The 22,676-nt window shown below is 28.4% G+C and carries 20 protein-coding genes; 6 read left to right on the forward strand and 14 right to left on the reverse strand.

Annotation, left to right across the window (positions count from 1 at the left end; all coding sequences use genetic code 11):
• The first annotated feature begins 315 nt into the window (after window positions 1-315).
• A complete protein-coding gene (locus T514_RS0121305; RefSeq protein ID WP_027626564.1) occupies window positions 316-597 on the forward strand; it encodes a YmaF family protein in 282 nt (93 codons plus the stop codon).
• A gap of 91 nt (window positions 598-688) precedes the next feature.
• Here T514_RS0121305 and T514_RS26820 read toward each other — a convergent pair whose 3' ends face one another.
• The 3 genes from T514_RS26820 to T514_RS0121320 form a co-directional block, all read right to left on the reverse strand.
• Window positions 689-829, reverse strand: coding sequence for a hypothetical protein (locus T514_RS26820; RefSeq protein WP_156940045.1), 141 nt, complete (start codon window positions 827-829; stop codon window positions 689-691).
• A gap of 159 nt (window positions 830-988) precedes the next feature.
• Entirely contained in the window at window positions 989-2,995 is a 2,007-nt protein-coding gene (locus T514_RS0121315) for a methyl-accepting chemotaxis protein (protein WP_027626565.1), read from the reverse strand.
• A gap of 218 nt (window positions 2,996-3,213) precedes the next feature.
• Window positions 3,214-4,326 (reverse strand): helix-turn-helix domain-containing protein, encoded by a 1,113-nt coding sequence (locus tag T514_RS0121320; protein WP_027626566.1) that lies wholly within the window; start codon window positions 4,324-4,326, stop codon window positions 3,214-3,216.
• 350 nt (window positions 4,327-4,676) lie between these two features.
• Here T514_RS0121320 and T514_RS0121325 point away from each other — a divergent pair, with 350 nt between their 5' ends.
• Window positions 4,677-5,240, forward strand: coding sequence for a sigma-70 family RNA polymerase sigma factor (locus T514_RS0121325; protein ID WP_027626567.1), 564 nt, complete (start codon window positions 4,677-4,679; stop codon window positions 5,238-5,240).
• A 1-nt stretch (window position 5,241) separates the two neighbouring features.
• Window positions 5,242-6,567: a DUF4179 domain-containing protein gene (locus T514_RS0121330; RefSeq protein WP_027626568.1), complete on the forward strand. Its 1,326-nt coding sequence runs from the start codon at window positions 5,242-5,244 to the stop codon at window positions 6,565-6,567.
• Window positions 6,568-6,701: 134 nt separating this feature from the next.
• Here T514_RS0121330 and T514_RS0121335 read toward each other — a convergent pair whose 3' ends face one another.
• The 5 genes from T514_RS0121335 to T514_RS0121355 all read right to left on the reverse strand — a co-directional run bounded on the left by T514_RS0121335 (window position 6,702) and on the right by T514_RS0121355 (window position 12,554).
• Entirely contained in the window at window positions 6,702-7,679 is a 978-nt protein-coding gene (locus tag T514_RS0121335; RefSeq protein WP_423219369.1) for an alpha/beta hydrolase, read from the reverse strand.
• 37 nt (window positions 7,680-7,716) lie between these two features.
• Entirely contained in the window at window positions 7,717-9,036 is a 1,320-nt protein-coding gene (locus T514_RS0121340; protein ID WP_027626570.1) for an ABC transporter substrate-binding protein, read from the reverse strand.
• Between the two features lie 200 nt (window positions 9,037-9,236).
• Window positions 9,237-10,817 (reverse strand): P-loop NTPase family protein, encoded by a 1,581-nt coding sequence (locus tag T514_RS0121345; protein ID WP_027626571.1) that lies wholly within the window; start codon window positions 10,815-10,817, stop codon window positions 9,237-9,239.
• Window positions 10,818-10,831: 14 nt separating this feature from the next.
• Window positions 10,832-11,491, reverse strand: a complete 660-nt coding sequence (catA, locus tag T514_RS0121350; RefSeq protein WP_027626572.1) for a type A chloramphenicol O-acetyltransferase — start codon at window positions 11,489-11,491, stop codon at window positions 10,832-10,834.
• A 130-nt stretch (window positions 11,492-11,621) separates the two neighbouring features.
• Window positions 11,622-12,554 (reverse strand): LysR family transcriptional regulator, encoded by a 933-nt coding sequence (locus T514_RS0121355; RefSeq protein WP_027626573.1) that lies wholly within the window; start codon window positions 12,552-12,554, stop codon window positions 11,622-11,624.
• 209 nt (window positions 12,555-12,763) lie between these two features.
• Between T514_RS0121355 and T514_RS0121360 the strand changes: the two genes are divergently transcribed.
• The gene (locus T514_RS0121360; protein ID WP_027626574.1) at window positions 12,764-13,483 is read left to right on the forward strand and encodes a gamma-glutamyl-gamma-aminobutyrate hydrolase family protein; all 720 of its coding nucleotides are present in this window, start codon (window positions 12,764-12,766) and stop codon (window positions 13,481-13,483) included.
• A gap of 38 nt (window positions 13,484-13,521) precedes the next feature.
• Here the strand turns inward: T514_RS0121360 and T514_RS0121365 are convergent, their stop codons facing one another.
• The 3 genes from T514_RS0121365 to T514_RS0121375 all read right to left on the reverse strand — a co-directional run bounded on the left by T514_RS0121365 (window position 13,522) and on the right by T514_RS0121375 (window position 16,384).
• Window positions 13,522-14,187, reverse strand: a complete 666-nt coding sequence (locus tag T514_RS0121365) for a hypothetical protein (RefSeq protein ID WP_027626575.1) — start codon at window positions 14,185-14,187, stop codon at window positions 13,522-13,524.
• Between the two features lie 121 nt (window positions 14,188-14,308).
• A complete protein-coding gene (locus T514_RS0121370) occupies window positions 14,309-15,730 on the reverse strand; it encodes a sensor histidine kinase (protein WP_027626576.1) in 1,422 nt (473 codons plus the stop codon).
• Window positions 15,731-16,384 carry a response regulator transcription factor gene (locus tag T514_RS0121375; RefSeq protein ID WP_027626577.1) on the reverse strand — a complete coding sequence of 218 codons (654 nt, stop codon included), beginning with the start codon at window positions 16,382-16,384 and terminating at the stop codon, window positions 15,731-15,733.
• 446 nt (window positions 16,385-16,830) lie between these two features.
• On the opposite strand from T514_RS0121375, the gene T514_RS0121380 reads away from it, so the two are divergent.
• The gene (locus T514_RS0121380) at window positions 16,831-18,828 is read left to right on the forward strand and encodes a M28 family peptidase (RefSeq protein WP_027626578.1); all 1,998 of its coding nucleotides are present in this window, start codon (window positions 16,831-16,833) and stop codon (window positions 18,826-18,828) included.
• A gap of 95 nt (window positions 18,829-18,923) precedes the next feature.
• Here T514_RS0121380 and T514_RS0121385 read toward each other — a convergent pair whose 3' ends face one another.
• The 3 genes from T514_RS0121385 to T514_RS0121395 all read right to left on the reverse strand — a co-directional run bounded on the left by T514_RS0121385 (window position 18,924) and on the right by T514_RS0121395 (window position 21,495).
• Entirely contained in the window at window positions 18,924-19,298 is a 375-nt protein-coding gene (locus T514_RS0121385) for a DUF7668 domain-containing protein (protein WP_027626579.1), read from the reverse strand.
• Window positions 19,299-19,391: 93 nt separating this feature from the next.
• Window positions 19,392-20,489 (reverse strand): PQQ-dependent sugar dehydrogenase, encoded by a 1,098-nt coding sequence (locus T514_RS0121390; protein ID WP_027626580.1) that lies wholly within the window; start codon window positions 20,487-20,489, stop codon window positions 19,392-19,394.
• 268 nt (window positions 20,490-20,757) lie between these two features.
• Complete coding sequence (locus T514_RS0121395; protein ID WP_027626581.1) at window positions 20,758-21,495, reverse strand: YwqG family protein; 738 nt, start codon at window positions 21,493-21,495, stop codon at window positions 20,758-20,760.
• 309 nt (window positions 21,496-21,804) lie between these two features.
• Here T514_RS0121395 and T514_RS0121400 point away from each other — a divergent pair, with 309 nt between their 5' ends.
• Window positions 21,805-22,557 carry a hypothetical protein gene (locus T514_RS0121400; RefSeq protein ID WP_027626582.1) on the forward strand — a complete coding sequence of 251 codons (753 nt, stop codon included), beginning with the start codon at window positions 21,805-21,807 and terminating at the stop codon, window positions 22,555-22,557.
• Window positions 22,558-22,676 lie beyond the last annotated feature (119 nt).

The raw sequence follows: 22,676 nt of genomic DNA on the forward strand, positions 1-22,676 counted from the left end.
GAAGAAGTGGACTATGCCTCTTCGTAATTGGGGAAAAGTATATGGTGAGTTATCAATAATGTTTGAAGGAAGACTTTTTTAATTAAGCCTACGGCTAAAAAACACGCCCTTCTCTAGGGTGTTCTTGACATGCAATTCATTGTTAATTATATTGTAATTAAGGCATGGAGTTTTACCATGACCTCCATGCCTATAAAATAATTATCATAGAAAGCTATTTACAGAAAAACTTTCACACTCTCACTTTTTAAGTGTAACATTATAATTGAAACAACCATATATTATTTATGTATAAATTAATTTGGAGGAATTTTAATGCCACAACATTCCCATAGTTACTCAGGCGTCACAACATACAACCAAGGTCATGCTCACCATTACGGTGGGGTTACTTGTAAAGCACCAAGTGGAGTACCTCATTGTCACAAAATGAATGGTATTACAACTTTCAATAATGGTCATGAACACAAATATGTCACTGAAACAGGTCCTGCAATCAATCTACCAAATGGATGCCATTATCATTGCTTTAGGACTAGAGTGGAACTTGCAAATGGTCATATTCACTATATAAGTGGCTATACAAGCGCTGATTAATTTCAAAAAAATTTGCATTACTACCCCAAAGAAGCTGTCATATTTTATGGCAGCTTCTTTCATAGTTATTCAGTATAAATTTATTTCTTCTCTACATTACTATTGAATTTTGAAGCATCATTCTAAGTTCTATTGCTTCCTTTGATTTATCTTCTAATTCGTAATTTCCCTTTTCTTCTAATATTTCATCACCCATCATTATTTTATCTATAATTTTCTTTAATATTTTCATAATTAAATCCCCCTTAATTAATTTCTTAACCCTATGACTCTATTATAAAAAATATTAAAGTTTCATACCATATCATTAGCCTTACAGTTTTAAGTTCTAATATTACAGTTTTGTAATATAGATATTTTAAGTAATTGCCTGTCCCTATTTAATTCATTTTTATAATTGAAACTTATTAATTTCAGCTTCTAATTTACTACATATATCCTTAAGATTTAAAGCTGAATTATTAAATTCACTCATAGTTGCAGTTACCTGTTCCGTAGCTGCAGATACTTCCTCGGTACTTGCTGAAGCTTCTTCAGATACTGCTGATATATTTTGCATTTTATTAACTATCTCATTTTTGTTTTTGTTTGTCTCAATTATAGAACTTTGCACCAAATTTATTTTTTCTATGGTTTCCTTTATAGAATCTAATATTTTATTAAATATATCCTTAGTTTCAATTACTGCTTCATTTTGAAGCTTCACAATATCTTTAGTATCTTTAATAGATTTAACAGCTAAATCTGACTTTTCTTTTATATTATTAATTAAACTTTGTATTCTCTTTGTAGCATCTGTGGATTGCTCTGCAAGCTTTCTAATTTCCTCTGCTACCACAGAAAATCCTTTACCTGCTTCCCCTGCTCTTGCTGCCTCTATAGCTGCATTTAATGCAAGTAAATTAGTTTGTTCCGCTATTTGCTTTATTGTATCTGTTATAAGTCCTATTTCTCCAGTAGCTTCATTCATATTATCTACTACTTCTTCAACTTGTGATACCGCTAAATTGTTTTTATCTGTTCTTTCGGTAAGATCATGTACAATTTTTAACCCTTCATTTCCAAACTCATTGGATTGATTAGATTTTTCTATCATATCAATTGTTAGTTTTTCAATGTTATCAATTTCGCTAGCTAAATTATTAACTATGCCAGCACTACTAGAGATGTCCTGTGCCTGGGATGATGAACCTTGAGCTACTTGATCAATAGTAAAAGCAACATCGTTTATGGCTGCACTGGTTTCCTTTGTCATTTTACTTATGGAATCTGAACTAGTAATAATTTCATTAGACGAACCTTTAACATTATTTATCAACGCCCCTATATTTTCCATCATAACATTAAAGTTGTTTCCTAAACTTTCAAATTCATCTTTAGTATTAAACTTAACTCTGCCACGTAAATCCCCACTAGCAGCCTTACCAAATTCATCTTCTAATCTTCCTACTAATTTAGCTATTACATTACTTATAATTAGAGAAATAATTACAACTATTACTCCTAATATTAAAACCATAATAAATGCTGCTTTTTTTATAACACTGGTATCTTTTAATAACTCCGCCTCATCAAGAGAAGCAACAAGCTTCCAGTTATTTTTTTCATTTGTTATATAACTTGCATATTTTATTTGGTTATTATATTCATACTTCTCAAAGCCTTCCTGATCTGCTTTTATTTTTGACCAAATACTTAATTTAGTTACTGTGTCCCCTCCAAGTAAAGTTTTATCTGGATGTGCAATCATTATACCTTTACTATCTGTTATGAATACATATCCACTTTTACCTACTTTTACATTAGAAAGTGTATTAACTAAAGCCTCTAAATTAATATCTAAAGAAAGAATCCCTACTAGTTGTCCGTTTTTTTCTATAGTTCTTGATAAAGATACAATTAATGTTCCATCACTAATATCTCTATATGGGTCTGTATAAGCTACTTTTCCTTGTGACTTTATAGCATTTTTATACCAATCTCTTGAAGTTGGATCATAATCACTTGGATATGTACATGAAGGATAGGTAATCATTTTTTTATTAATTTTTGCAAAATACAATGACATTATATCCTTATTGCTATCTGTAAAATTTTTCAATGCTTCCAACACATATTTGTCGCCTTCAGGATGTTCATTAATATTTTTTAAATCTGTATTCTTAGACAATACATTCAAATAACTTTCCATCATCTGAAAATAGTTACTTATTCCTCTATTTATTTCTTTTAGATTTTGTGCACTACTATCTTTTAAATTAGTTGATAATATGTTGTTAGCTTGATTATATGATATTACAGACATTATGATTATAGAACTTAAGCATAAACTAACTAATATAACAGCTAACTTAACTTTAATACTTAAAAATTTATTTTCCTTCCTTTTATTCGACAATTTTATCATCCTTTCTGTATATTTCTACTTATTGTCCTTATAAATATCGTTTATTATAATAAAAATATTAATATTTTTATAAAAAACTTGAAAATAATAGTGCTATTTTTTCACACTATACTTTCTCACAACTTTTAATAAACAAAACATGGATTTTAAAATTAAAAATGAAAAGAAAAAGCTTAAGATGAATATATATTCCATCCTAAGCTTTTTCTTTATTTTTCATTTAAATATTTTTTCTCTATTTTTTTCAATTCATTTATTATGTTAATAAATTCTTCCCTTTCCCTAATTAAATCAAATTCAGGTGCTTCAAAAATCTTAAAAATGTTTTCATATAAATTCATAGTTATAGTTCGTTTTCCCTCTGGTATTTCATTAAAGCACCAAATAGATCTAAAACTTCCAGGCTTATTGATATCATGTTTTCTCATATCCTCCACCATCTTGTTTAACATATCTATAGCTTTCTCAGCTTCGTTGAATTTTAAATAAACTTGTGCAAAATTTAAGTACTCTACTGATAATGTTAATATAGAAGCTCCTTCAGGTGAAAAAACTTTTTTAACTTGGAGTGATAAATTATAATATTTTTCTATCATACTTAAATCTTTCTCATCCTTCATATATGAATTAGCCAATCCTAAACATGCAAAGCTTATATCACTAATACTTTTATACAACTTAGTTTGAAGTAGCTCTCTTGCTTTTTTTAATTCCTTCTTTTCTATATATATTCCTGCAAGTAAAACATTTGGGTCAAGTTCACTTTTATGAATTTTATTTAAAGCCTCTATGGCCTTATCTTCTTCTCCTATTGTTGGATATAATGCCCCAAGTTGAAATAATGCTTGTTCAATCAATTCTACTTTACTAGAATTTTCGGATACCTCTTCAAACAGTTGAATGGAATACCCCATCATTTTTTTACCCATTTCTTCATCTGAACCTTTCCATGAATACATAGTAAATAAAAATCCTATTCTAAGTTTTAGGTAATAGCTACATGGATACTTTGCTATATAACTTTTACTCTTATCTATTGCTTCGTCCAAATTACCACTGCTAAATAGCTTTTCACACTCACTAAATATATTCATAACTTCTTCATCTGAAAGCTCAATTTTAAAATTTAACAACTTATCTATAGTAACATTAAAAAATGTTGCAAGTATTGGAAGTAGCGTTATGTCTGGATATGAAATACCACTTTCCCATTTTGATACTGCAGCTGTTGATACTCCAATGAAATTTGCTAATTGATCCTGAGTAATCCCTCTTTCTTTTCTTAATTTATAAATAACTTCACCTACTAATAATTTTTCCATATTCTTATCACTCCATATAGTTATTATAGGATCCTATGCACTTAGTATATCGTACTTTGTAATACATACCAATGGATTCATAGTTGAATATGCTATGGAAAACTTAACTGCAGGTTAAATTTAGAATTGAAAATTGAGAATTGAGAATATATGAAGAAAATTTTTGACATAATGAAAAATTCTCTCCTTATTTATTCTTTATTATTTCTTATTTATTATTTTCTTCTTCCTATGCCACTATGTTACTATAGAATTAAATTTTTAACTTGTAAATTTTTTTAGATTTAGAGAGAAAAAATTTTAATATGCGTTATATAAAGTGAAAGGACAATTATGAAAGGAGGGATTAAATGAACATTGACGATAAAAATTTTCTAAGGGAACTAAGAAAATCCAATGAATCGGCACTAGACTACGTAATGGATGAGTACGCACCTTTAGTTAAAGGTATAGTAGCTAAAGTATTAAGTTCCTTTGGAAATAATGGACTTGTTGATGAATGTTTATCCGATGTATTTGTATCAGTATGGCAAAATAATAAAAATTTTAAAGGAGAGAAAGATGATTTTAAAAACTGGATTGCTTGTATAGCTAAATATAAAGCTATAGACTACTATAGAAGAAATTTAACCCTATTAAATCAAGATAATCTTGACAATTTAATGTTGGAATCTTCTAAAGATGTAGAAGAAGAAATTCTATCTTTAGAAAGTGAAAAAAAGATTATTAAAATGATCAATGGTTTGAATGAAACTAATAAAAAAATATTTATTATGAAATTCTTTCTAGGGATGAAATCCGATAAAATAGGAGAAAAGTTAAAGCTAACTCAAACTGCTGTGGATAATAGAATCTTTAGAGAAAGAAAAAAACTCAAACAAGAATTTATAGAAATTCAAAGGGAGGGTATATGATATGAAACCAATATATGACTTGTTTAATGACATTGACATGGATTCAGACCAACTTGAAGAGATAAAGTTAGATGATATAGAGATGAAAAAGTTAAAGGACAATGTTCATAAAAAAATTAAAAATAAAGATAAACATAAAAAATTTAGGAACATAGCAGCTTCAGTTGCTGTTATAACTTGCATAGGAATATTAGGATTTAAACCTATATTTGCTGAAACTAATTTTGCAAGTGGAATTATTGAAAGGCTAAATTATAGTAAAAATCCTAAAGGTTTAGAAGATTTCACTACTGTAATAAATAAAACAGTAACGGATAAGGATATTTCTATAACTTTAGAAAGCATTACTATGGATGATAACCTTTTAAACATAGGTTATAAGATTTATTCCCCAAATAAAACTATAAAAAATGATACAGAATCCAAAATATTTTCAGGGCTATCAGTTAAAATAAATGGTGAAATTTTAAGAGCATGTTCAGGCGGCAAAATGAAGCGTTTGGATAATAATAATGTTGAACTTTTAAAAACACTTAACATAGAAAATAAAAAAATCCCTAAATCTATGGATATGTCAATATCTTTTGATGAACTATTAGGTGTTAAAGGAAAATGGTATTTTAATTTTAAAGTAGAAAAAGAAAAAATATATTCTAAAATTAAAAATATACAAATAAACAAGGATATACAATTAAGTGACTCTAAAATTAATATAGAAAAACTATCCATAAGTCCAGTATCTACTACATTAACTTATACAGGAACAAGTGAAAATTCTACTACATTTAAACACTTTATCATTTTAGATGATAAAGGTAATCAAATAGGTGAACAAGGAAACAACTTCTCCGATGATAAAGGTAATATTCAGGGTACTCATAACTACGATGTCATATATAATAAAGGAATAAAAAAGCTAACAATAATCCCAAGTGAAAGTATGGATATTATTGGAGACAGCAAAGATAAAGCAAAAAAACTTCAGTTATTAGAGTTAAAAAATGATAATTTACCTATAGAATTGAAACAAACAGAAAGCAATAAAATTATTGTAAATGATGTTAGCTTTTCTAAAGATAAAGTAGTCATTAATTATGTATGTAAAGGCTCATTCCCAGTATCTCAAAGCTATAGATTATATTTATATGATGAAAATAAAAAAGAACTTGAAGAGATTTGGGATGATAACTCCACATATACGACACAAGGAACTTTCACTAAAACATTTAAACTAAACAATAGCAAAAAATACTATATTGGCACAGATGACATGAGTGATATAAAATTCTATGAAAATGATAAGATTGAAATAGATCTTACTAAATAATTTAATTACATTAAAAGCAAAGCGGCCAGAAGGCCGCTTTAGTTTTAACGTAAGGTTTCATCTATATTTTTTCATCTATAACTTAGTTTTTTTATAACTTTTCATAAAGATTTATCCTCCTTTCAAATTTTATTTTAATGAATGATCTTGTTTTGAATAAGAAATTGTTTTACTTTAGTAGTATATTCATTTTTATTTACAAAGTATGACATAGCATGTTCTGCATCTGGTGAAATGTATATAGTTTTAGTTCCTGTCTTTTCTAAATATAATTCTAAAGACATGGATGCTGGTATAAAAGTGTCATTACTGCCATGAATAAACATGATAGGTGTTTTAATATGTTTTATTGCTTTTATAGGGGATACTGCATATAGTGAAAAACCAGATTTATTAAGTGCTACCATATTAGCATAAAATAGAATAAATTTAGAAGCAAGCTGATGTTGAGGCTTTTCACTTTTAGATAATTTCATACTTAGCAACTCTGATATATCTGAGTATGGACAATCTACCACATAAAAGTTCACATTTCTTTTATCTTGATCTAAATTCGCCTGCAATAATGATGTAACCGCTCCAAGGGATTCTCCATGAACACCAATTACAGCATTAGGATTTACCCACTTTACCCATTTCACCACATTATCAAGATCACTTTTCTCAAAAAAGCCTAGAGTTATATCATTTCCTCCACTTTTTCCATGGTATCTTGAATCATATACAACTACGTTAAATCCCATATCAAGATACATATCAGCATACTTCATTGCTTCCCAACGACTTGCAGTGATACCGTGAACTATGATAACTGTATTATTTGTAGGTTTAGCATTAAAAATATATGTACCCGCAAGCTTGTAACCAAAACTAGATTCTATATCTATATCATAGGATTCTAGAGTTTTAAATCTTTTAAAATCAAAACTATTTTTATAATATTCAATCCCTGTATTAGCTCTATCAATATATATTTTACATACTTTTTCATAATAGATATTTCCAAAATAAAAACCTGCTGCATTTATGGCAATAAATAAAACTATTGATATTATAAATATTAATTTATATTTTTTCTTAGGATTTATCACTTTTATTTCTAAGTTGTTCAATAAAATCATCTCCAAGAATAACTTATATTTTTATAATTTATTTTTTTACATCCATTGCTTTATCTAATTCCTTAGTATAACTATCTGCGGATAGAAGTCCAGTCATAAAAGCTGTGGATGCTTCCATTATTGCCTTTGATGTCTTAACATTTATACTACCATTTAATAAACTACTATTAATATTTTTATTATGGAATAAACTCTGCACAAATTGCTGTAAATCTGCATTAGCTTTATTAGATATCTTCCAGTTCTGCTCGCTAGGAATATAGACAGTCCAAACATTGTTTTTCTTTTCATATAAATACTTATTATAACACTTAGATACTTCCACAGCTAAATTAACTGCTTCTTTTGGATATTGTGATGTTGATGAAATAAACAAGCCTGAATTTTTTTGCAAGTTGCTAACTAAGCTATTTGAATTATTCAAGTTTGATTCTCCAATATAAGGATAATAAAGTAATTTACATTTTCCCTTAAGGTTTTTATTGGATATATCAAAATTAGAAGAATTTGTACAATACATAGCCGCTTTACCTGAATAAAAAAGCTTTGCTGCATCTGCATCTGTAAGGGATTGTGGCTTTTGTCCAAAGGCTCCTATATCCATAAGTTCTTTTACCATAATGGCAGCTTCCTTAAAGCTATCATCGGAAAATTCTTCTTTGTTATTTAAAATCTTTTTCGTAATTTGTGGGTCAACAGTACATGCGAAGCTTTCAATCATATTAAAAACAGCTCTACCATCCTTCCCCCCAACAACAATAGGTATAATTCCTTTAGATTTAAGTGTTAAAACTGCATCTTTAAGTTCTTTAAGATTATTAGGGGTTTTAATTTTGTTTTTCTCAAACAACTCACTATTTATTTCTATTATTCCATAATGTACTTCTTCAAAAGGTACTGCATATATATTTCCCTTATATCCATCAATCTTTGCAGAAGGTAAAACCATATCCCAAAACTTCAATTTATTTAAATATTTATCTATAGGTTGTACTGCATTTACAGAAGAAAGTTCTTGAAAAAAACTATTTCCCCTTGAGAAAAAAACATCTGGCTTATCCTTTGAGGATAAAAGCACCTTAATTTTTGTTTCATAACTCTTCATATCACCCTTTATGTAGCTGAAGGTTATATCCTGATTTGGAAACTGTTTTTTTATATCCTCTTCAAAACTTTTAACCCCTTCTAGTTTTATTCCATCATCTGAAGGTATAACACATCTAAGTTTTACTTTTCCTTCACTTTTTTCAGGAACTGAAGGTGCTGAAGTTTTAGTACACGCTGCAAATAAAGAAGAAAATAAAAATACACATATCAATAAATAATATTTAAAATTTATATTCTTCATACTTTTCTCTCCCCACCCATTTAAAGTTATAATACCACTCAGCTGTTTATTTTATCACTTTTTTCTAATTTAATAAAATACTTTCTATAAAAATTTCTCCACTATATATGACCTGCAGTAAAAAATAAAGAATAGGAAACTAAAAACGGATACCTTTCCATTTTAAATTTCCTATTCTCAATCCTTACTTCTCAACTATTTTAGCAGTAATATTCTACTATCTTCTTCCTACTTCCTTCTATATCCACGTAAAATTCACGTATTTCTCCTATTAAATTTGTGGATTTTCTAAAATCGAAAACTAATAAACATCCTTCATCTAAACCATATTGCTCTAAGTATTTCCCTAATTGTATTAAACCTTTTTTATGTTGTTCTTCCCCTATCCATATTTTCATCTCTAAAATATACATTTTTTTATTATAAGTAATCAATATATCAAATCTCTTTTCTTCTCCACCTTGTACTTCTTTAAAATCAAAACTACTTTCATTTATTATAGGGCTTAAAAAAGCTAAGAAAAATAATCGCCCATCTTCTTCTAAAAATGTTTCTCTTTTTTTTGAGTACTCATACTTCATAAATTCTCCAAACTTCATTAGTATTTTCTCAATATCCAAATCATTATTAGAGTTAATAAGACTTTCTTTTTTATTATAAAAACCTATATCACTGCTAGTTTCTATTAATGAACTCATATAATTATATATTACTTGCTCATATATCTTATTGTGAATTTTAATCTTTCCTTTGAAATTTTTAAATATACCATATATTATTCCCTCATGTATAATGAAATTATCTTCATTATAACTAATCTCATATCCATCTAATATTATCTTTTTAACTAATTCTTTTAGCTCTTTATTATTTTCTATATTTTTTATTAAACTATGAAAATTAGTATTGCTATCTTCTAAAAGTTTCTTTACTGCTAAAGTAATATATTCTTTTTTCCACTTTAAGTCCTCATTTGGCATTATTTCTTCATCTATAATTTTGCATAATTTACTTACTAAAAAGGGATGTCCTGATGTATAAAAATAAAGTTTTTCTACAAAATGATCTTTGTCTAGCTCTACTTTTCTATGCACCACATAATCATCTAAAATAGTTCTTATTTCGTCTTTTGAAAAGCTCATGTCAACATGAAAATCTGAAGAAATATTCCAGGGGACATTGTATTTATATTCTTCATCCGTTGTTATCTTCATTTTTAGACTTTTAATATCATGCATTCCTGTTAATATAACACTATGAAAAGTGTAATCTTCTCCCTGATTTCTTAGTAAATATTTATTTCTAAGCATATCTAAAAAACTCAAAAATAATTTATTATTGTTCCTTTTACCTACCTCATCTATAATCAATACTACATTTTTATTAGCTTTTAAAATAAACTTAGTTATTAAATTTGATAAATCATTTAAGTTTTCTATTTTATCCTTTTCTTTAATTATAAACTCTGATAAATCTTTATAATTTAAATATAAGTTTTTTCCTATTAACTCTAAAAACCCTCTAGCAAAATAATCCTCTCTTTCAAAAATAACATCCCCAATACCTTCAAAACTTATTTTTATAGGAATGTAATCCTGACAACTTTTTAAATATCTATCCAATAAATATAACGTGGTAGTTTTACCATATTGACTTTGGGTGTTTATAATAAAATATTCTTCATTTTTTACCAATTGAAATATACTATTTAACTTTTCTGATATATCAACCATGTAGTGCTTTTCTGGTATACAGGTTCCTGTTATGTTAAACCTTTTCATTCATGATAACCACCTTATCTAACATTCATATTAATATTATACCCATTTATCATTTGTTGACATTCATTAATAAACCTTGCCACATGAAATCCGTCACATACAGCGTGATGTACTTGTACAGAAATTGGTAATAATATTTTACCCTGTTGTGTAAAATATTTCCCCATGGTAAATATAGGAAGTAAATACTTTGCTCCTGCATACAGATTAAGATTAAATCCTGTAAATGTAGTCCAAGGTATGCTTGAAATTGGAAAAGTGTTTTTCTGTATATTTGGCTTTGGAGAAAACTCTTTAATATTTCCATACATTTCAATATCTTTTAAATAACTCTCATAAAACTTGGAAAAATCCAAATTATATTCCGTCCAAATGTTTGAAAAGGTTTCACTATCCTTTTGAAATACAGTATAACTTGGATTCATCTCATCCCAAATACCCACATTTCCGTTTTCATCAAGCGCTGTACGGAATTCCTGGTGTCTGTTTACAATGGTAGTAATCACGTAAATCATAGTAGGATACAGCTTAATATTTTCATTTTTTATATTCATCAATAGAGTTGTTATGTCAAGGTTTGCTGTTAAACTATATGTACATGGTGTATTTTCAAAATACTGCTGAAAATATGGTTTTCTACTCCAACTTTCAATATCAATTTTATTAAAATTCATTTTGTTATCCTCCTGTAAATATATTTATATCATAGGATTCCAAATAAATCCTACTAAGTTAATTGCAAAATTTGCAAACATATGCATCATCCAAGAAGAATATATATTTTCATTTTTCTCATTTATTTTCCTAATCCTTTATAGTTTGTACAACATCATTTATAAATTCTCCAGCTATAGGAGATATAACATAGTTTTTTCGCTTAATCCAACCAATTTCAAAATTAAAACCTGGTGATTTAATAGGAATAGGTCGAATTTTTTCATAAGCCCTTTCTTCTTTATAAGCCACAGCATTATTTGAACATATACTAAATGCATTAGTTCTATAAAGAAAATCGTATAAACAGGCTCTGTTTGAAACATAAATCTTGCTGCTACGAGCTAACTTTCCAATACTACCCATAGTAGACATTTCATTAGATGAGCTATAAAAAATATCACCATAAGATGCAATAAATGGGTAGGAGGAAAGCTCCTGAAGATCAACACTATCAATATCTTTATAAAAATATGGATTTGATGTACTTACAATAACATAGGGTGGTTCAATAGAAAGACGAGTATATTCAAGTTCCTTAAGCTTTAATATGCGCATAACTGATTTACGCTGCAAGGATGTAAATATAATTATACCTATGTGTGAATTTTGCTTGTACACATCCTCAATAACCTGCGTTGTAGTTCCTTCATTATGGGAAAAATATATATTTTCTTCACCATGCTTTTGATATAAATTTACAAAAACATTGTACACGAATTTCAATGTAACTGTGGACACCGAAAAAATCTTTCTATCCTCATGAATCACATATTCACAAATTTCTCCTAACTGCAAAAACTGCTGATAAACAGGCTTTGAATAAGTTAAAAACTGTTCTCCAAATTCAGTAAGCTCAATTCCTTTTGTGGTTCTAATAAACAATTCTGCTCCTAACTCTGTTTCTAAATTTTTAATAGAAAGGCTTAAATTTGGTTGAGAAATATAAAGATTTTGTGCCGCTTTACTTATAGATGCGGTCTTAGCAATTTCTATAATCTGCTGAATTTGTTTGAACTCCATATAACTGCTCCTTTCATCTAATGTTTATATATAATTCAATATAAAAAAATTCAAAAACATCAAAATAATTGCAATATATATTTTATATGGATATGTATATAAATTATATATTATCGCCCTCAGAATGTCTAATGATATACTAAAGTTGCAAACTCGCAACTGTTGGCCAAGGTTACGGCAAAAACTTTTACTCTAAAGGAGGACTATTTATGAAGCCAGTTATACTAATTTGTGCTGTTCGCAATCTAAAAGATTCTAAAAAACAATTTCTAATACATGAAAGTTATGTTAGTGCAATACATGCCGCTGGTGGTACTCCAATACTAGCCCCAATCACAAATGATTTAAGTGAAATAAAATCATATATTTCTATGTGTGATGGCTTACTTTTATCTGGTGGAGAAGATGTTTCACCTATGTTATTAAATGAAGAACCTATTCGTGGTATTGGCTATATTAGTGAAGAGCGTGACCGTTTTGAATTTATGCTATTTAAAGAAGCCAAAAAACAAAACAAGCCTATACTTGGTATATGTAAAGGTTGTCAAATCATTGCTCTGTCCACTGGAGGTAAAATTTATCAAGATATTTTTACTCAACATTCAAATACCATTGAACATAGTCAACCAGAGGAACAGCTAGGAGAATTATTTCATACCGTTTCTTTAGATGATAATAGCAAATTATATGAATTATTTAAAACTGAAAAAATTAGGGTGAATTCTTGGCATCATCAAGCAGTTTTATCTGTTGGAGAAGGAATGAAAATCACTGCAAAATCCTCAGATGGACTTATAGAAGGAATAGAATCCATTGATGGGCTAATCTTTGGGGTACAGTGGCATCCTGAACTTCTATTTGAAAAGTATCCTGAACAGCTATCAATATACAAAGAACTAATTGATCAGTGTATAAAACTAAAAAAGTAAGGAACTCACTTTTTATGAGTTCCTCACTTTTTTAGTTTTTAGCCTCTAGCACCACTTTCATCAAGTAATATAAATTGATTTACTTTCTGAAGATCTTTGCTTACATTAACTAAGCATGTTTTTCCTCCATCATATTTAAAATAAAAGAAATAGTCCCAAGCTCCTTCTTGACAGTTCAATTTTTTACTTTCTGCTTCTGAAAATTTATAACTTTTACCATTTAATATGTTATTGTTTTTAACAAAGTCAGCTGCTAAATTTTTAGCTTTATCATAAGAAAAATTCTTATAATTTTCATTCTTTGGCTCTCCTGAATGATACTCTAGCTTTACTATCTTATTAGCTTCAGTATCTATCACAGCAGTATATAAAATGGTATCATTATCATTTATAGGTTTATCCTTTCCATTACACCATTGTGCTACATAAAAATTTTTCCCATCTGCATTATAAAAACTACTTCTTATTTCATATAATTTTTTAACATCTACTGTTTCGCCTAAATTCTTTTGAAAAGCCTCAAGCGCCGTTTGTTTAAGTTTATCTTCTTTACTTTCCTTCTTGTTATCTTGTTGTGCAACAACCTTCTTAGTCATTACCTGATTCTTTGGTGTAATATTTTTTGACACCTGTGCATAAGTTTTAACACCTCCAATACTTAATGCACCAATTAATGCTAATGCCATTATTCCTTTTGATTTCATAATACTTTTCCTCCTTTAATTTACATCTTGGGATTTATTTTGTTCTTCTCCCTTGCTATGATTAAAGTATAGGACAGAAAATTATATAAACTATCTACTAGTTGTAAAATAGTTGTAAAATCTAATTAAATATTATTTTTATAGTTGTTCCCTTGTTTAATTCACTTTCTATTTCTAATTCAGCCTGATGAATTTTTGCTATTTCAGCACATATAGCAAGTCCAAGTCCAGCACCATTGTTAGCTCTAGTTCTTGATTTATCAACCATATAAAAGGCTTCAAAAACTTTTGGAATATCTTCTTTAGAAATACCAATGCCTTCATCCTTTATTTGGAGTACAACTTTATTTTCTTTATTCTTATATACATTTAAATATATATTGCTATCCTCTTTTGATGCTTTAATAGAATTGTCAATTAAATTACTAATTAAATTACTAATCAAATCTTTTTCTACAACAATTTCATACTCTTCACTGCAAATTATTAAATCAATATTTTTATCCTGTAACTTAGGTTTCAAGATATCCTTTAATTCTTCCAATATATTTTTTATGTTTTCTTTTTTCATTTTAAAATTTTCTCTTTTAAGCAATATTAAATCCATCATCTTCCACGATAGTTCTTCTAGTCTTTTTCCTTCTTTAAATATATGGTTTAATCCTTCCATAAATATTTTTTCATTATATGAAGTTGAACGAAGAAAATCTGCATACCCAATTATAGCAGTTAAAGGTGTTTTTAATTCATGTGTGAAATTATCTATGAATCTTTGTTTTTCTTCAGTCTTAAGTTCTAACTCATTTATTTTCCCCTCAACAGCATTTGCCATTTTATTAAAGTTTTCTGCTAAAATTCCTATTTCATCCTTGGAATTAATATCTGCTCTCTCTGAATAATTACCTTTTGATACTATTCTTGTGGTTTTTATTAGATTATCTATAGGACTGGTAATATACTTGCTTAATATATACATACCAATAGCTAAAATTATAGTTACCACTATTGATAATTGAATAAAAAAATTATATTGTTGTTTTCTATCTTCATAAATATATGTTACATCATGAATATATGAAAGCTTTAAATCTTCCCCTTGTATATGTACTAAACCAGTTATAAATAATAATGTTTTATTTTCTACATCCCTTATAATGTATTTTCTTTCATCATAAGAGACATTTTTTAGCTCTTCTCTTTCTCTTGGAACCTTAAATTTTAAGTTGGTAAAAACTACATCATTATTTTTATCTAAAACCTCCAAATAAATATCTTTAGAATTAATTTTTTTTAAATAGTTTTTAATAATTTCTTTACTCTTAGATTTACTATTTTCCTCTAAATCTGTATCTAAATAATAATTTGAAATCATATTGTAATAACTAATTCCTGATAAAATATTACTTTGTTCATTAATTGACCTATCTATCTCTCTTTTTAAATTTAAATTATGGCTATTTTCTATTAAAAAAATAGAACCAAAATTAAGGGATATTAAAAATAGCAACAATGAATATATGAATATCTTTTGCCAAAACTTCATTTAATCCTCCAATCTGTAACCAAACTTATATACAGTTTTAATTTTTTCATCTAAATCAAGTTTTTTTCTAAGCCTTTGAATATGCATATCAACAGTTCTAGTCTCACCTAAATAATCATATCCCCATACTTTTTCTAAGATTTTCTCTCTAGATAGAGCTATACCTTTATTCTGTATTAAAAGACTTAAAAGCTCAAATTCTTTTAAAGTTAAATCTATAATATTCCCTTGTTTTTTTACAATCATTTCTTTTAAACATATTTCTAAATCTTCAAATCTTAAAATATCATTCTTTTTTCCATAACGTCTTAAAACCGCCTCAACTCTAGCTAAAAGTTCTATGGATTCAAAAGGTTTAACAACATAATCATCAGCCCCCATTTTAAGCCCCTTAACCTTGTCTGCAATGGACGACTTAGCAGTTAAAAAAATTATGGGTATATCCTTATATTTTATTTTCTCTATTACACTAAATCCATCTAATTTAGGAAGCATAATATCTAAAAGTATTAAATCAAATTCTTCTTTTTCAATTATTTCTAAAGCTTGTATCCCATTATAAGCCTGCTTAGTTTCATAATTAACCATATTTAAATTAAGTTTTATTAAATCTGAAATAGTTGAATCATCTTCTACAATTAAAACTTTTTCCATTATAATCAATTCACTCTCCTTAGAAATCGTTATCCAGGGACGTAACCCATCAATACTCCCACTTTAAAGAATATAGGAGTATTGGATCGGACAAAAGAAAACGAAGAGCTTTATTACTAAAAAACTCTTCATTAACTCCATAACATATTATTCGTTTAATATGTTATCATATTTAATTAACAATAAATATATAATATTTAAACCTCTCACGCCATTGTTTACTGTTGATTAACATAATACTTTTTACAACTTAAAGTATACTATTAATATTTATAAAAATTATTGATTAGTTGTAAAATAGTTGTAAAATCTATACTCACGTCTATATAGTACATGTACAATTAACGCCTATTCCTAACTTATTAATATTCTTCTTCATGTCATTAAAGCTTATGTAAATTCATAGAATATTCTAAAGTAAAATAATATTGTTAGGTGAATATATAATGTTTAAAGAGTTCTATCAGTCTATAGACTCCTCCTATACTGAAGAAGTTATAGATAAACTATCAAGTTTTGGGGATGATCCTGCTACTGGGAATCGTTCTGCTGGTTCTAAAGCATGTACAATGGCAGCAAAATATCTTTACAATAAATTCGAAGGAATTGGATTAACTAATGTACACTTAGATGATTTTATAGTTAATGGATGGACATTTAATGGTGCAAACTTAAAATATATAGATAACTTAGGAAAAGCAAATAAAATAGTTCTTGGTGGATATGCTACTAACTTTGTAGTCAATAATAAAGAATTTAAAATTGTTGATGGTGGAAAAGGTACTCTAAAAGAATTGGAGTCACTTGGAGATATTAATGGTAAGCTAGTTTTAATATCTACACTAAATACCTATTATGATTATTGGGTTAACTTTCCTTCATATCAAGCATATCTTAAGGGTGCTGCTGGAGTAATAGTTGCTGCTACTCATAATATCCCTTTTGATGATATTTTAATTTCAAATGATATCTTAGTACCTTCTTATTGTAAAACCCTTTCAATAAGTATAGGTGATGCAAATAAACTAAAATCCTTAATTAAAGCCAGTGTAGATAATGAAATTAGTGTAACTCTTAACGCTGAATCTAAGGTTCTCCCTTACCAAACTTCATATAATGTTTGGGGTGAAATTAAAGGAAAAACTGATGAAGTAATTTATTTAATGGCTCACTATGATGGTTATTATCACTCCTACTTTGATGACGCTTCAGGTGTATCTGAAATTTTAGGTATTGCTAAAGCCTTAATTAATAGTTTTTATGACAATAAGAAAACAATAAGAATTATAGCTCATGGTGCTGAAGAATGGGGAAAGGGCTATACTCCTTTTGATTGGGCTGCGGGGGCATATGAACAAATAATGCATATCCACCCCGAATGGCCAGAAAAAGCTTTTGCTTTAATAAATATAGATGGTAACTTCCCCATTACAAATGAAAGAAATTATATAATATATACCTCTCCAGAATTATTTAACTTTGTAAAAAATAATACTTCAAATATGTTATCAGAAATTCCTAATTATAATTTTAATATTAAATATCCTGTACCATTACCTTATGAAGACTTTATTTATCAAAAATCAGGTATTCCTGCAATAACCGCTGGGGATGATTTTGAAAATAGCTTATATTATAAAGCATATTATCATAGCTCAGCAGATAGTAAAGGAGCAGGTTTTGATATAGAAACTCATAAATTAATCCAATGTTTATATGGAAGTATCCTTATATATTTAGATAATCTTTCAATAAGGCCAATGGATTTTCATACTCGTTTTGTGGATTTGAAAAATAGTTTTGATTTAACTCATGTAGATAATAATTTAATACACTTAATTAATAGACTTTGTTTTTATAGCAAACAATTAACTTATAAAATTAAAAACATTAACTCTAATAACTATACCTATTCTGATTTTAACTATGAATTAAACCAAAAACTTTATAAATTGTATAAAATAATACAAGATAATTTCTTAGCCTTTAACTATTCACTAGAAATAGTTTTTCCTCATTCTGTATCTCAAAATAATTTAAGTTTATTATCCAATGCAATAAATGCACTTAAAAACAAAACGGAATCTTTAGAGGATATAGTTAATAACTATATTTTAGAAATTGATTTAAACTATTTAGTATTTGACTATGATAAAACAGTATATAACTTCATGGCTAATAGGTATAGTTATGGTAGTGAAAATACCTTTGGTGAAAAAATGTATTTAAACCCTAATGAAGATTTATATGATGTGGCTCACTCATTAAAATCCAAATATAATGAAGTATCTCCTAATGTAAATAAGGAAATCGATATGTTAACAACTGCTTATAATAATCAAACTGAATACTATAAAAAAACATTGAATAAGGAATTTGAAGCTGGTTGTAAAATACTAAAATATATAAAGTATATATTAGAGGACATAACCCTATTACACTAGATAAGCTCATAGTTTGCAAAATTATAAAATTATAAATCAAAAGGCCTCCAACATATTTTTATATATGGGAGGCCTTTTAATTTGCTTTTTATAATTTAAAGCACAGTAATTCCACTTTCAAAAATAACTTTTAAATATTCACCTTCAAATAAAAAATCCATGCTCAAGGTTAAATCATTTTCCTCTGCATCACTAGTAAAAGCATACTCATAACCTATTCCACTTTTATCGTTATAAGGATAAAAGTGTTCTTGCCAAGAACCACAACCTTCATAATCGTCAATTTCCTCTAAGCCGTTGTCTTCTTTATAGTGCTCTATAAATTCTGATAAAAATTCTATATTCCAACTTCCAAGGTCATCAACCTTTTCACCAACAACTTTATAATTTTCCTCAGAAATTGCATTAACAATTTCTTTAGCAAATTCTTTTATAGCTTGTCTTTCTTCTCCTACGATAAATTTAATCATAACATTCTCCTATTGTATAAAATATTCTTTGATTTCAATTGTACCACAAACACATAAATCCAGTATATCAATTTATAGTCACTAAGTATCTCTTTACTTGGGAATGAGCCTGATAATCTTATCGTCAGTTATATTAGGATTCCCTCTGCCATCTCTATTACTTGTTGTAAGATAAATTGATCCATCTTTCCCTTGAATAACATCACGCAAACGTCCATACTGATTTCTAAACCATGATTCTATATTCTTCACTGCCGTTCCTTCTTTGTTTAGCGAAATAGCAAGTAATTGCTGTCCACGTAAATTAGCAACCAGTAATTTACCTTGCCATGGCCCTTGATCTATAAAGGCAATTCCAGAAGGTGCCCATGTCTCTTCTCCGCTGTGTATCAAAGGCTTTTGTGTCTTAACTTCTTGAGACTCTTCATCTCCTTGAACAAGAGGCCATCCATAATTGGCTCCTGGTTGTATTATATTTATCTCATCATGTGCTAACTGTCCGTGCTCTGATGCATACAAAATATTTTTTGAATTCCATGCTAAACCTTGTGGATTTCGATGACCTAAGCTATACACAGGTGAATTAGCAATTGGATTATCTTTTGGAACACTTCCATCTAGTTCTATTCGCAGTATTTTTCCTGCTGTACTTCTTAAATCTTGTGCTAATGCAGAATTTCCTGCATCTCCTGTTGTTATATATAACTTCTTGTCTGGGCCTATCTTTAACCTTCCTCCATTATGAATTTGTCCACCAGGAATCCTATCAAGAAGAACTCTATCAATGGATGCCCTGTTATTGTTTTCAACCAATCTTACCACACGGTTATATATTCGATTACCTTCTGCATATGAATGCATAACATACATATAATGGTTTTGCGAATAATTAGGGTCTAAAGCAATACCCATTAGACCACCCTCTCCCCTACTTACAAAGGGTGCTCCAAATGTGATTAGTGGCTGTGTTAGAAGTTTACCATCTTCAATAATTCTAATTGCCCCAGATCGCTCCGTAAAATATATTTTCCCTTCATTGCTTATGTCCATAGCCCAGGGTACATATAAATTTTCAGCAATAACTTCAACTTCATATTGAAATTGCCTTGATGTAATTGATCTTGTTTTCACATTAGCTGCATTACCACCACGAAATATCATTTTAGATAAAATGTTGCGAATTTTTTTCATACTCTTATCCTCCAAACTTAAATGATAAAAGCCACCATATATAATATTCATCATAAATTATGTATATCACTTACTTGAAAATATATAATCTACTAAAATATAATACTCTCTAATGTATTTACAAAAAACTAAAACGCCGGCACTGAATTATCCAATACCGGCGTGAGTTTTATTGGTGGAGGCGAAATGCAGCGACCCAATGTATATTTTATGAAAGCATTGCTTCATTATGTTTTTAAGTAATCTCTAATATAGGAACTGGATTTTTTTAACCTGCATCAGCTTTAAGGGAACTAAAGTCCAAATTCTTAAGGTGTTCCCACTTTATAAATATCATCAATTTATCACCATCGTGCCAATACCATTCAAGGTCGTCGTCTGAACTAATTGTCAATAGTGAAATCCATTCTGTTCCAGGTGTTGGATCATAAGCTAGTGTACAATGTGATGGATACCCTAGAAGATAGTCAGAACTTTTATGTAAAGATTCTCGTATTTCGCTGTAAATATCATTTTCCTCTTCAGTGAAAGGCCAGTTCTTCACTTGATATTCATCATATGGAATATCAATGGTTGGAGAAAACTCAATAACAGTTGACTTACCAACAATAGAATTAGGTGACACAATAGTCTCTAGGTTTGTAGTATCTGGAGTAAATATTGCGTGAATATATCCTTCTTCCCAGGTTTCCAAATCATACTCCTCCTCAAAATCATCCATAACAAAAAGACTAAGAAGTCCGCTTTTTGGCAGATCCGTTTCTGCACTTGTAATTTCTGAAAAGTTGATTTGACCAAGAAAACGGTAGGGTTTCATATTATATGTAGGCCACTCACTTCCTACTGGTAAATCAGGTGCACCTCCAAAGCGACTACATCCCAAATGTGGTTCACTATCTTCATTTTTCAAAATATCAATTGCTGGACGTATAACTTCCATCAAAAATTCCTTATGTTGTGAAATATCTGATTGTATTACCGTCTCTAAAAATTTGTTAGTATTCATGATAAACCTCCTAGAATTTCTTAGTTTCAGTGTACTTTAGTTGGCAAACTATTTTATATATTTCCATTCACATATTCTTCTTTAATGGTCGAAGATGTATTTCGAATCTTTAAAACTACTTTATCATTGTCCAAAGTCTCAACCATGTTATGTATAACTTTCTATATTATAATTTATATAATAAGATTTCTATGTGTATATTTTACCATAACTCATTTCTGCATATTTTGTAAAATAAAAGTATTAATTGACACATTATTCATTTTACCCCTATAATTGATAGTAACTTAATAAACGGAGGCTGAATGAATGAACAAATCAAAATATCTAGAAAAATTAACAGAAGAATGCAGTGAAATAAGAAAAATTATTGCTAAAAAAACACTGTATGTTACCATTTTACTTATAGTAATATCTACTATTATGTATGTAGGATTACCTTTATTAGATTCTAGGGCTGCACCTGTAGCAACTATGTTTTCATCAACTTTGGGATTTATGGGTTTTATTTTTCTTATAAGATTTTTTTCATTTTCCGGAAAAATAAAAGACAAAGTTTTGATAAAATGCGAAGATGAAATCAAAAAAAATCTTGGAGCAAATGAAACCTTTGAAACCTTTGACAATGATATAACAAATCCAGCATTTGGACAATATCTCATAAATGGTTCTAAAATATTCATTGGCCATACATTTGTCTTATTTCAAGGTTCAACTGCTAAAGGTCCATATTTCCAAATACTACGTGGAGATAACCTTGGTCAATTTGATGTACACTACTTTTCTCAAAATGGTGTTGGAACTGATATTGGTGTAGACATTAAAGATAAGAATGGTAAATTTATACGTTCCATTATGACCTCAGATAAAGACATGTTCTATAAATTATTAAATGCTCTAGAAAACATTAAAAGTCATGCCAATGGAGAATATATTCCAATGGAACAAGCTTTAGGTTATGAAGATAATGAATTTGTAGGAGAATTAAAAAGTAAAGTATCTGGTCACGATAGAAAAGGCTTAACTAAATTAGGTATTTTCGGAGTTATATTGAGAGTGTGAAAGTTTTTCTGTAAATAGCTTTCTATGATAATTATTTTATAGGCATGGAGGTCATGGTAAAACTCCATGCCTTAATTACAATATAATTAACAATGAATTGCATGTCAAGAACACCCTAG

The sequence above is a fragment of the Clostridium lundense DSM 17049 genome (genome assembly GCF_000619945.1).
Taxonomy (GTDB): Bacteria; Bacillota; Clostridia; order Clostridiales; family Clostridiaceae; genus Clostridium_AO; species Clostridium_AO lundense.

What these genes read in the sequence shown, in the direction of transcription:
- T514_RS0121305 (WP_027626564.1), top strand. Translation starts at nt 316, where the DNA reads ATGCCACAACATTCCCATAGTTACTCAGGCGTCACAACATACAACCAA.
- T514_RS26820 (WP_156940045.1), bottom strand. Translation starts at nt 829, where the DNA reads ATGAAAATATTAAAGAAAATTATAGATAAAATAATGATGGGTGATGAA.
- T514_RS0121320 (WP_027626566.1), bottom strand. Translation starts at nt 4,326, where the DNA reads ATGGAAAAATTATTAGTAGGTGAAGTTATTTATAAATTAAGAAAAGAA.
- T514_RS0121325 (WP_027626567.1), top strand. Translation starts at nt 4,677, where the DNA reads ATGAACATTGACGATAAAAATTTTCTAAGGGAACTAAGAAAATCCAAT.
- T514_RS0121330 (WP_027626568.1), top strand. Translation starts at nt 5,242, where the DNA reads ATGAAACCAATATATGACTTGTTTAATGACATTGACATGGATTCAGAC.
- T514_RS0121340 (WP_027626570.1), bottom strand. Translation starts at nt 9,036, where the DNA reads ATGAAGAATATAAATTTTAAATATTATTTATTGATATGTGTATTTTTA.
- T514_RS0121345 (WP_027626571.1), bottom strand. Translation starts at nt 10,817, where the DNA reads ATGAAAAGGTTTAACATAACAGGAACCTGTATACCAGAAAAGCACTAC.
- catA (WP_027626572.1), bottom strand. Translation starts at nt 11,491, where the DNA reads ATGAATTTTAATAAAATTGATATTGAAAGTTGGAGTAGAAAACCATAT.
- T514_RS0121355 (WP_027626573.1), bottom strand. Translation starts at nt 12,554, where the DNA reads ATGGAGTTCAAACAAATTCAGCAGATTATAGAAATTGCTAAGACCGCA.
- T514_RS0121360 (WP_027626574.1), top strand. Translation starts at nt 12,764, where the DNA reads ATGAAGCCAGTTATACTAATTTGTGCTGTTCGCAATCTAAAAGATTCT.
- T514_RS0121365 (WP_027626575.1), bottom strand. Translation starts at nt 14,187, where the DNA reads ATGAAATCAAAAGGAATAATGGCATTAGCATTAATTGGTGCATTAAGT.
- T514_RS0121370 (WP_027626576.1), bottom strand. Translation starts at nt 15,730, where the DNA reads ATGAAGTTTTGGCAAAAGATATTCATATATTCATTGTTGCTATTTTTA.
- T514_RS0121375 (WP_027626577.1), bottom strand. Translation starts at nt 16,384, where the DNA reads ATGGAAAAAGTTTTAATTGTAGAAGATGATTCAACTATTTCAGATTTA.
- T514_RS0121380 (WP_027626578.1), top strand. Translation starts at nt 16,831, where the DNA reads ATGTTTAAAGAGTTCTATCAGTCTATAGACTCCTCCTATACTGAAGAA.
- T514_RS0121385 (WP_027626579.1), bottom strand. Translation starts at nt 19,298, where the DNA reads ATGATTAAATTTATCGTAGGAGAAGAAAGACAAGCTATAAAAGAATTT.
- T514_RS0121390 (WP_027626580.1), bottom strand. Translation starts at nt 20,489, where the DNA reads ATGAAAAAAATTCGCAACATTTTATCTAAAATGATATTTCGTGGTGGT.
- T514_RS0121395 (WP_027626581.1), bottom strand. Translation starts at nt 21,495, where the DNA reads ATGAATACTAACAAATTTTTAGAGACGGTAATACAATCAGATATTTCA.
- T514_RS0121400 (WP_027626582.1), top strand. Translation starts at nt 21,805, where the DNA reads ATGAACAAATCAAAATATCTAGAAAAATTAACAGAAGAATGCAGTGAA.